The 9,468-nt window shown below is 52.3% G+C and carries 10 protein-coding genes; 5 read left to right on the top strand and 5 right to left on the bottom strand.

Annotation, left to right across the window (positions count from 1 at the left end; all coding sequences use genetic code 11):
- Positions 1–299: IS3 family transposase (locus tag EDM58_RS17080; protein ID WP_148039338.1), on the top strand; the 299-nt coding region annotated here is incomplete at its 5' end.
- 49 nt (positions 300–348) lie between these two features.
- Here EDM58_RS17080 and EDM58_RS17075 read toward each other — a convergent pair.
- On the bottom strand, positions 349–1,176 hold the full coding sequence (locus tag EDM58_RS17075; protein ID WP_122914391.1) for an aldo/keto reductase: 828 nt from the start codon (positions 1,174–1,176) through the stop codon (positions 349–351).
- 87 nt (positions 1,177–1,263) lie between these two features.
- Complete coding sequence (locus EDM58_RS17070) at positions 1,264–1,902, bottom strand: pyridoxamine 5'-phosphate oxidase family protein (protein WP_122914390.1); 639 nt, start codon at positions 1,900–1,902, stop codon at positions 1,264–1,266.
- 159 nt (positions 1,903–2,061) lie between these two features.
- Here EDM58_RS17070 and EDM58_RS17065 point away from each other — a divergent pair, with 159 nt between their 5' ends.
- From EDM58_RS17065 to EDM58_RS17050, 4 genes are all read left to right on the top strand, one after another.
- A complete protein-coding gene (locus tag EDM58_RS17065) occupies positions 2,062–2,955 on the top strand; it encodes a hypothetical protein (protein WP_122914389.1) in 894 nt (297 codons plus the stop codon).
- Complete coding sequence (locus EDM58_RS17060) at positions 2,915–3,151, top strand: hypothetical protein (protein ID WP_148039337.1); 237 nt, start codon at positions 2,915–2,917, stop codon at positions 3,149–3,151. The genes EDM58_RS17065 and EDM58_RS17060 overlap by 41 nt, the downstream gene beginning before the upstream one ends.
- 102 nt (positions 3,152–3,253) lie before the next feature.
- A complete protein-coding gene (locus EDM58_RS17055) occupies positions 3,254–4,372 on the top strand; it encodes a deoxyribonuclease IV (protein WP_122914387.1) in 1,119 nt (372 codons plus the stop codon).
- 47 nt (positions 4,373–4,419) lie between these two features.
- A complete protein-coding gene (locus EDM58_RS17050; protein ID WP_122914386.1) occupies positions 4,420–4,725 on the top strand; it encodes a hypothetical protein in 306 nt (101 codons plus the stop codon).
- 47 nt (positions 4,726–4,772) lie between these two features.
- On the opposite strand, the gene hutI is transcribed toward EDM58_RS17050, so the two are convergent.
- The 3 genes from hutI to EDM58_RS17035 form a co-directional block, all read right to left on the bottom strand.
- Positions 4,773–6,065, bottom strand: a complete 1,293-nt coding sequence (gene hutI, locus EDM58_RS17045; protein ID WP_122914385.1) for an imidazolonepropionase — start codon at positions 6,063–6,065, stop codon at positions 4,773–4,775.
- Positions 6,062–7,738 (bottom strand): urocanate hydratase, encoded by a 1,677-nt coding sequence (hutU, locus tag EDM58_RS17040; protein WP_122914384.1) that lies wholly within the window; start codon positions 7,736–7,738, stop codon positions 6,062–6,064. The genes hutI and hutU overlap by 4 nt, the downstream gene beginning before the upstream one ends.
- 154 nt (positions 7,739–7,892) lie before the next feature.
- A complete protein-coding gene (locus tag EDM58_RS17035) occupies positions 7,893–9,395 on the bottom strand; it encodes a helix-turn-helix domain-containing protein (protein ID WP_122914383.1) in 1,503 nt (500 codons plus the stop codon).
- Positions 9,396–9,468: the final 73 nt, after the last annotated feature.

Here is a 9,468-nt window from a genome sequence, read left to right as displayed (position 1 = left end):
CTACTCCTATGCTTCACAGTGACCGGGGGTTTCAATACACCTCTACGGCTTTTAAGAGGAAACTGGACAAAGCAAACATTACCCAAAGCATGTCACGTGTTGGCCGTTGCATTGACAACGGACCAATGGAATCTTTCTGGGGAACCTTGAAATGCGAGATGTATTACCTGACTACATACAACTCGTTTGAAGAGTTGAAGAAGGACATCGATACCTATATCCACTTTTACAATAACGAGCGATTACAGGCAAAGTTAAACGGCCTCAGTCCCACGGAATTCAGAACTAAGGCCGCTTAAAACTTTTACTTATTTGTACTGTCTACTTGACGGGGTGCAGTTCACATGATTAAAAATTGAAATTGTCTGGATCTGGCCCAAAACGTTTATTTTCATTTAGTGCCGCAAGCCGTTCCACATCTTGCGGTTCCAAGGTGAAATCAAACACGTCTGCATTTTGGCGAATACGCTGTGGCGTAATGGATTTCGGGATCGTCACCACTTTTTGGTCCAGGTCCCAACGGATCACGATTTGGGCAGGAGATTTGCCGTATTTCTGAGCCAGTTCAGTCAGCAATGGATGATCGAGATTCCCCTGCATCAGCGGACTCCAAGCCTCCATCTGGATTTTGTGATCACGGCAGTATGTAAGCAGATCTCGTTGGGTGAGCAGCGGGTGGAACTCGACCTGATTGACAGCAGGAACGATTTCACTGACCTTGCGAAGCTCTTCCAGATGGTGAATGTGGAAATTGCTTACGCCAATCGCACGTACATAGCCATCCTTGTACAGCTTCTCCAATGCTCTCCACGTCTCGGTAAATTTGTCTTTTACCGGCCAGTGGATCAGGTACAGGTCCAGCGTGTCTACCCCGAGCTTTTTCACGCTTGTATTGAAGGCAGCAAGTGTCGATTCATAGCCTTGATCCGAATTCCACACCTTGGTTGTCAAGAAGAGCTTGTCGCGTGCAATACCCGACTCGCGAATCGCTTCGCCTACGCCCTCTTCGTTTTTGTAGATAGCAGCGGTATCGATGCTTTCATAGCCGGCTTCAATCGCAGAACGGACGGAATTTTTTACCTCTTCGCCCTCTTTTACCAGGTATACCCCAAGGCCAAGCCAAGGCATTTTGACCCCATTGTTCAGTTCTGTGCGATCTGTGAGCTTTGTTGTCATACGATCTCCTCCATTCAACGTAGAATTGGGATGTTGTCGTTAGTCAGTGTAGCATACACGAGGATGCAGGAAAAGCTCGCCAGCACATTAGTACAAGCGGTTTTTATAGCTGTCCATCAGTCCCTCTGCCACTTCCTTCACTGTCACGTCCGGCAGCTTGATGTGATCAGCCAGGATCTGCGCTGCGTTAGGTACGTTCTCCTTCGCTGGCCACGTATCCGGATTCCACAAGCCTGAACGCATAAACGACTTGGCACAGTGGATATAGCACTCCTCTACCTCAACGCCAATGCCTACGGTCGGCCGTTTCTCGTTCACTGCCATCTTCTCCAAGATCTCCTCATCCCGGATGACACAAGCACGTCCATTGATGCGAAGCGTCTCCTGCAAGGTCGGAATCAGGAAAATCAGGCCAATCCGGGGATTCGCCAGAATGTTGCGAAGCGAATCCATTCGCTTGTTGCCTGGCCGCTCCGGGATGACCAGGTGCCGATCATCGACGATATGTACGAAGCCCGGAGCATCTCCGCGCGGGGAAGCGTCGCATCTGCCTGCTTCATCAGCGGTCGCGATGACCAGAAAAGGGGATTTTGCGATATAGTCACGGCAATGTTCGTCCAGGCGATCAATGCTTTTGTTCTGCACCACGCGACTCGGCTCTCCGAACATCTCCCTCAACACCGTCTGCTCTGTTACTACATCCCGAAATACTCCGAATCCCTGCATCCTCAACACCTCTTGTCTTTGCTTTTTTCTTTCTTGTCTGTGACCATCATAGCACAGGAAAGACATGTTTTCCTTTCACTTTCTGCAAAAAAATGGTAATATTTGCCTATCCCTTGCTATAATCAAGATTACAAACAAATGAAGGTGGCGCGCTGCCAAATGAGCATGTTCATCAATATCCTCACATCCATCGTTCTCATTGTCATGCTTGTCTATATCTATAAAAAACGCGAAGAAAACGAAACAAACCTTGGATTCAAAATCATCGGATATTACCTATTGGGCTCGTTTACTTTTCGCATGAACGAATTTCCTGTTCCCTTAGGCTTTTTGATCTTTCTCTTCTTTTTCCGGCCCATTGCGAATCGAACAGCGAAGCACTATGCCGCTTACCTCGGTTTGGCCTTTTTTGTTCTGCAATTGATCATGCCAGCCGTACAGGAGTATTGGTATGAGCGTCCTCGTGACATTGCAGCCTCAAGCGCCAATATGTATCAGGTACCATTTGCCAAAGACTGGCTTACCATACAAGAGCAATTGGACATTGATCCCGATGCCCGCTTGGAGAAATTTCGAGCGGAGTATGAAAAAGACGGCGAGATCATCTGGCTGTCCTATGATGCAGTCGGCCAATCAGATCGTGAATTTGTCTATTATCACATTGATTTTTCATCCGAGACGCAGGCCTATACAGTAAAGCGCCGCAAGGTTGGGCCCCAATGGCTGCAATATGGCCGTTCTGTATTCGCTTCGAGATTTTTTGAAGTGTTTGACGAAGTCCAGGTTCGCAATTTGTCTCCGGAAGATTCTTTTGACCGGATTCTTCTAAGCAGCGACGGTGAATTTACGTCCTACGCTATCGAAAAGGGGAAAAAATACCTGATCCGTGGAAAAGAGGTCAGGGAGTTGACGAACGAGGAACTTCCCGTCGAAGGGTATACCATCAGCGCTTGCGGAAGAACGACCTACGAAACTACTTCCAGCTATACAAGATCATCCGGTTGTCTAGGGGATGTCGATTATCTTTTTGATGCGTCGCCAAATGGAAGCTGAGCATGTAGAGAAGGATGTGCAGGAAATGGAAGGTGGATATGCAGTTGGTTGGGGAACGTTAGCCCTGATTAATGCCTGCTTAGCCCAGGGAAAGAATGAAAGCGGGCTGCTATGGTTTCTCCTCTCCCTTTTGCTTGGCCCTATCGCCACTTTTATGATTGTGGTCTGGGTGAAGTTTCCGAAAAAAGATCAGTGAGTGGATGTCGATTACTTTTTTTGATGCATAACGCTCCAGATTGGACGAATCGGACGTCTTGCGCTATTTTTAAGTATAGTCATGAAAGGAGGTTTCCGCACTATGCTCAAAATAGGATCGCACGTATCGTTCTCCGGCAAAGGCTTGCTGAATGCTGCCGAAGAGGCTGCCACCTACGGCTCGAGCACGTTTATGATTTATACGGGTGCCCCGCAAAATACCCGCCGCAAGCCCATTGAGGATCAATTTATAACCGAAGGCAAAGAAGTCATGGCCAAGATGGGCGTAGATGAAATTGTGGTACATGCCCCGTATATTATCAATCTGGGATCTTACAAGGACGACACATTCGAGCTGGCTGTCCGGTTCCTGCAGGAAGAAATCAAGCGAACCGACTACATCGGCGCCAAGAATATCGTGCTGCACCCAGGCGCTTACACGGACAAGGATGCGGAATACGGAATTGCTCGCATCGCCGAAGGATTAAACGAGGTACTTGCAGAGGTCAAGCATACCGATGTGAAGATCGCTTTGGAGACTATGGCTGGAAAAGGAACTGAAATCGGACGGAGCTTTGAGGAAATCGCCGCCATTATCGAAAAAGTGGACGACAACAGCAAGCTTTCCGTCTGCATGGACACTTGCCACATTCACGATGCCGGCTATGATATCGTGAACGATTTCGATGGCGTACTCGAACAGTTTGACCGCATGATCGGCCTGGATCGTCTGGCAGTCGTCCACTTGAATGACAGCAAAAACTTTCGTGGTGCAGGCAAAGACCGCCATGCTCCGATCGGTGCCGGACTCATCGGGTTTGATGCGATGAGCTACATCGTAAACCATGAGAAAATCCGCCATTTGCCTCTGGTGCTGGAAACGCCTTGGATCGGGAAAGAAAAAGGCAAGGAACGCCCCATGTACGAAGCAGAGATCGCTCTCTTGCGCGGCGAGGTGGAAGACAGATTTGGCGAAGAATTCCTCGATCATGTGGAACGCCTGGACTTCTTCTTCCGCAAGCAGGATGTGTCCAGACGCGACTATGTCGTAGGAATCTGGGAGCTGCTCAAGAATGACCCGAAGGCGAAGAAAGCCGATGGCCGCGAGCCGATGGAGCGTCTGTACGATATGGTGAAAGAAGCCAGACTGTTCCCTGAGCTTTCGGAAGAGCAGATCAACCATCGCTTGACTGGCTATTTTGCGTTTCCTGCTCTCACGTAAGTGTTTTTTCGGAAATACCCTCCGCTTGGGTAGGAGGCGGCAATCAAATGGCTTGTACATCCTGCGGTTATGAATTTGACCCGAATCAGCTCAATTGGAAATACCATACGGAGAATCTTTACATCATCCTTTCTCCTGTCCATCACGAAACCATTTTCAAGCAAATCGTCGACCATTATGTCCACGAGCTGGAAAATGGGCAGGATGAGGAGGACGACATCTGGATCATCATCGATGAATATGAACCGGAATACACGCCTTGCAAGGAATGCTGGCTGCAAAATATCCGCACCAAACACCAGATGAGAAAGCTGTATGGCGAACAGAATATCTCCTTTCGCTTTACATTTTAAACATATGGAAAAGCCGTCCCCCTTCAAGCAAGGGAGACGGCTTTTCTTCATGAATCCCGAAGCGGCTGCAAGCTCCCCTCCGAAACGACGACCCTTCCTTTTTTCAACACCGTATGGACGTGATTCACCCCGTAACGGTACTGGAGGGTCATGAAATCCGGCACATCGAATATCGTGATGTCCGCCTGCTTCCCCGGCTCAATGCTGCCGATCTGATCACCGCGGCGAATCGCATGTGCGGCATTGATCGTCGCTGCCGTCAGCACCTCAGCAGGGGTCATCCCCATCTTCAGACAGCCGAGATTCATGATCAGGGGCATGGAGACGGTAGGAGAAGAACCGGGATTGCAGTCCGTCGATAGGGCAACCGCTAATCCGGCGTCGATCATTCTTCGACCATTGGCAGATTCCGCCATTAGGAAAAAGGCAGTTCCAGGCAGAAGCACAGCGATCACCCCTGCGTCTGCCATCATCTGGATGCCGCGCTCGGACGCCCGCAAGAGATGGTCGGCGGAGACAGCCCCGATCTCGGCTGCAAGCTCCGCCCCTTGATACGGCTCGATCTCGTCGGCGTGAATTTTGGGCAAGAGACCATGCTGGCGGCCAGCCTCCAAGATGCGTCTCGACTGCTCAGGTGTAAACACCCCGCGCTCGCAGAAGACATCGTTGAACTCAGCCAACTGACGGCGCGCTACCTCCGGGATCATCTCCCGGATCAAAAGATCGACGAAATCATCCGGACGTTCCCGATATTCCAGCGGGACAGCATGTGCGCCCATAAACGTGCTGACGACATCGGCCGGATGCTTTTCATCCAGGAGCTTCGCCACTTCTAACTGTTTGAGCTCCACATCCAATGACATGCCATAGCCGCTTTTCGCCTCGACGGTTGTGACTCCATGCAGCAAAAACTGGTCGAGCCGTTTTTTGCTCTCTGTAAAAAGCTGTTCTGCCGATGCCTCGCGGGTCGCCCTGGTCGTCGCATGAATGCCTCCGCCGCTGTTCATGATCTCCATGTAGGTAGCGCCGTTAAGCCTCATATTGAATTCGTTCTGCCTGCTTCCGGCGTGAACCAGATGGGTATGAGGATCGATCAGTCCCGGGGTGACCAGCTTCCCGGAAGCGTCGATGACCAGTGCCTCTCCGCTGCGCTGTCCATACTCTGCCGCAAGCTCGGCATCTGTTCCGACGCGCATGATTTTGCCGTCCTCCAGCCAGACGCTGCCATCCTCGATGATCGCCAGCTGATTCATCCGTTCTCCGGTCACTGGCGCGTCTGATTTCCCCGCCAGTGTGACAAGCTGCTGCGCATGGCGAATCCATATCGGCTGGTGTCTCATTTCCACTCCTCCATCATCGGGATGCGCACGCCTTTTTCCCTGGCTGTTTGCCTGGCCAGCTCGTAACCGGCGTCCGCGTGGCGGACAATCCCCATCCCCGGATCTGTCGTCAGCACACGTTCCAGACGAAGAGCTGCTTCCGGCGTTCCGTCTGCCACGATGACCATGCCGGCGTGAAGGGAGTAGCCCATGCCGACGCCGCCACCGTGATGCACCGATACCCAACTGGCCCCGCCAACCGCATTGACCAGCGCATTCAGGATCGGCCAATCGGCTACGGCATCGCTTCCATCCTTCATCGCTTCGGTCTCCCGATTGGGCGATGCGACAGAGCCGGAATCCAGATGGTCCCGCCCGATCACGATCGGAGCCTTTAACTCGCCGCGTCCCACCATCTCGTTGATGATCTGCCCGAAGCGTGCCCGCTCGCCGTAGCCCAGCCAGCAGATGCGCGACGGCAAGCCTTGAAACGAGATGCGTTCCTGTGCCATGCGTATCCAGCGACAAAGATGCTTATTTGCAGCAAATTCACGCAGAATGACCTCGTCTGTCTTGTAGATGTCCTCCGGGTCCCCTGAGAGTGCTACCCAGCGAAACGGCCCTTTTCCCAAGCAAAATTGCGGCCGGATATAGGCGGGGACAAAGCCTGGAAAACGGAATGCATCCTCTACTCCCTGATCCTTTGCCACCTGGCGGATGTTGTTGCCATAATCGAACGTGACAGCTCCCTGCTCCTGCATGGCTAGCATCGCACGGACATGGGCGGCCATGCTTTCCTTTGCCCGGGCTACATACACATCTGGCGACTGATGACGCAGTGCTTCCGCTTCTGCCAAGGACATCCCCAGCGGAATATAACCATTGAGCGGATCATGTGCAGAGGTTTGGTCGGTCAGCACATCGGGAATAAAGCCGCGATCCAGCATCTCGCGCAACACTTCCGGCGCATTGCCCACCAGGCCGATGGAGACGCCTTTTTTCTCCGCCTTCATCTGCTGGGCGAGGCGTAGCGCCTCATCCAGATCCCGGGTCATGACATCGAGGTATTTGGTGTCCAATCTGCGCTGAATCCGGGCTGGATCGATCTCGATGTTGATGCTGACGCCGCCGTTGAGCGAAACCGCCAGCGGCTGCGCCCCACCCATGCCTCCCAGTCCAGCTGTGACAGTAATCGTACCTTCCAGCGTGCCGCCAAAATGCTGGCGCGCGCATTCGGCAAACGTCTCGTACGTGCCCTGCACGATGCCCTGGCTGCCGATGTAGATCCAGCTTCCCGCTGTCATTTGTCCGTACATCATCAGCCCTTTTTGGTCCAGCTCGTGAAAATGCTCCCAGTTGGCCCACGCAGGAACCAGATTGGAGTTGGCCAACAAGACGCGCGGTGCGTCGCGATGCGTCCGGAACACTGCCACAGGCTTGCCGGATTGAATCAGCAAGGTCTCGTCGTCCGCAAGCTGCTGCAGCGTTCTGACAATCGCCTCAAAGCTCTCCCAATTGCGCGCGGCCTTGCCGATGCCTCCGTATACCACCAGATCCTCTGTCCGCTCTGCTACCTGCGGATTCAGATTGTTCAGCAGCATTCGCAGCGCAGCCTCCTGCACCCAGCCTTTGGCATGCAGCTTCGTTCCCGAGAACTGCTGAATCAACTGCTCGATTGATTGTGTAACCGCCATCCTCTTCCACCCGCTTTCTGAATACTTTTTCTCAGTATAAAAAAGCAGGGTAATGCAAAAAAGGCACCAGCCTTTTGATTTGGTGCCTCTTTCTTTCGCTCCTTTCCCTCCAAAACGGGAAAAAAGATGGAAAATCAGTGTTTTTTATCGATTCTTATCTTTTCTTTCGATTCCGGTATACGCGCGGTGTGATTCCCAGCTTTTCCTTGAACACTTTGCTGAAATAGTTGGCGTTGGAAAAACCGCTTCGTACCGCGATCTCCCGGATCGGCAGAGAGGTTTCCGTGATAAGCTGCTGCGCCTCCTTCAGGCGCATATTGTTTAATAGCTGGCGAAAAGAGACGCCCAAACTGGTGCTGACCAAGGTACTGAAATAGGCCGGGCTTCGATCCACATGGCGGGCCACTTCTTCGAGGCGAAGATCGGGATCCGTGTACTTCCCTTCCATATAGCGGATCGCCAGCTCCACCACATCCGCTCTTCCTGGGTTTTCCTTGCTTTGCACTGCATCCATCAGCGCAAATATGTAGAGCAGCATCTCCTGAATCACGCGATAGAGAATGGGGGCGTACAGGACAGTCTCAAATATCCGGTGGTATTCCTGTTCAAGCGGAGCGGCATCCAGTCCCTGCGATTTCATGTAGCGTCTCACTTGTGCAAGGATGCTGGTCAGACGAATCCGCAACAGTCCAGGCTCCGGGTAAGGCTCTCTCAGATTGGTAAACTGAGCGTACATCCACATCTTGACCGCTTCCCTGTCGCCATCCAAGAGCATGTCGATCCACGCTCGCTGTTCGGCTGGAGTCAGCAGAGGATCGATTGACGACCATGTGATGGGATGCTCGATGACGTACACCTGCCGATAGCCGATAAAGAAGCGCAATTGCAGGGCCTGGCTGGCTTCCTCCCATTTTTCGTGCAAGCTCTTCGGGGATGTCATACCGTCATGGATAACCAGCGATAACGGAGTATGGTGACTTGCTTCCCATTCAACCAGCAGTCGCTTGCCCATCTGCGGCATCGTTACAGGCGTCGCTGCTTCCCGGCTTGCAAAGACGAGAGCGATCACATCTGGCAGAGGCAGGATGGCCGGCTTCTCATGAAAGGGATATGCGTGTAGAAACGCGAGCAGTTCGGGATGCTGGCTTGTATCCTCCAATTGGGCAAGCATCAGGGGACCGGCTGTTTTCCCCCCTCCATCGGGAGCGAACAACTCACGATAGGAAGCATGAGTCATCTCCGCGTCGGTTTCGGCGGCGCCTGTACAGGATTTTTCTCGTCCCTTCTTCTTGCTTTCCTGACAACAGCGGGTCAATACCCGCCTGATTGTCTGCGGCGTCAGAGGCTTCAGCCAGAGGTCTCGGGCATGCAGCTCGATCCCCAGCATCGCTTTTTCAAAAGTGGCTTCCGCTGTCATGACCAGTACGATAGGGCGATACTGTTCAATCAACAGCTTGAGTCTGTCCCAACTGGCTCTGGCGATCATATCCAGTTCCAGACAAATGACGTCAGGTGTACTGTTTTCCATTATTTGGAACACCTCCATCGCCGTACCCGCCGAAAATACCTGATCGTAGGGTATCGCCCAGCTGTTGAGCAGCCAGTTGATCCCGGCGCGTTCGTTGGGGTCCCGATCGGCGATCATGATGCTGGGCATATGCATCCCCTCTTTTACGCAGAATATTCAGACATATAGAGCAGAAAGAGAAGCAAGAGTTTTCCCAACAGAA

The sequence above is a fragment of the Brevibacillus panacihumi genome (assembly GCF_003710985.1).
GTDB lineage: Bacteria > Bacillota > Bacilli > Brevibacillales > Brevibacillaceae > Brevibacillus > Brevibacillus panacihumi.
Note: the sequence above shows the minus strand (reverse complement) of the source record. Positions and strands in the feature narration are given on the sequence as shown.

Bases quoted from the DNA above. Each gene is read 5' to 3' on its own strand.
- EDM58_RS17075 (WP_122914391.1), bottom strand. From the start codon at position 1,176: ATGACAACAAAGCTCACAGATCGCACAGAACTGAACAATGGGGTCAAA.
- EDM58_RS17070 (WP_122914390.1), bottom strand. From the start codon at position 1,902: ATGCAGGGATTCGGAGTATTTCGGGATGTAGTAACAGAGCAGACGGTG.
- EDM58_RS17065 (WP_122914389.1), top strand. From the start codon at position 2,062: ATGAGCATGTTCATCAATATCCTCACATCCATCGTTCTCATTGTCATG.
- EDM58_RS17060 (WP_148039337.1), top strand. From the start codon at position 2,915: ATGTCGATTATCTTTTTGATGCGTCGCCAAATGGAAGCTGAGCATGTA.
- EDM58_RS17055 (WP_122914387.1), top strand. From the start codon at position 3,254: ATGCTCAAAATAGGATCGCACGTATCGTTCTCCGGCAAAGGCTTGCTG.
- EDM58_RS17050 (WP_122914386.1), top strand. From the start codon at position 4,420: ATGGCTTGTACATCCTGCGGTTATGAATTTGACCCGAATCAGCTCAAT.
- hutI (WP_122914385.1), bottom strand. From the start codon at position 6,065: ATGAGACACCAGCCGATATGGATTCGCCATGCGCAGCAGCTTGTCACA.
- hutU (WP_122914384.1), bottom strand. From the start codon at position 7,738: ATGGCGGTTACACAATCAATCGAGCAGTTGATTCAGCAGTTCTCGGGA.
- EDM58_RS17035 (WP_122914383.1), bottom strand. From the start codon at position 9,395: ATGCCCAGCATCATGATCGCCGATCGGGACCCCAACGAACGCGCCGGG.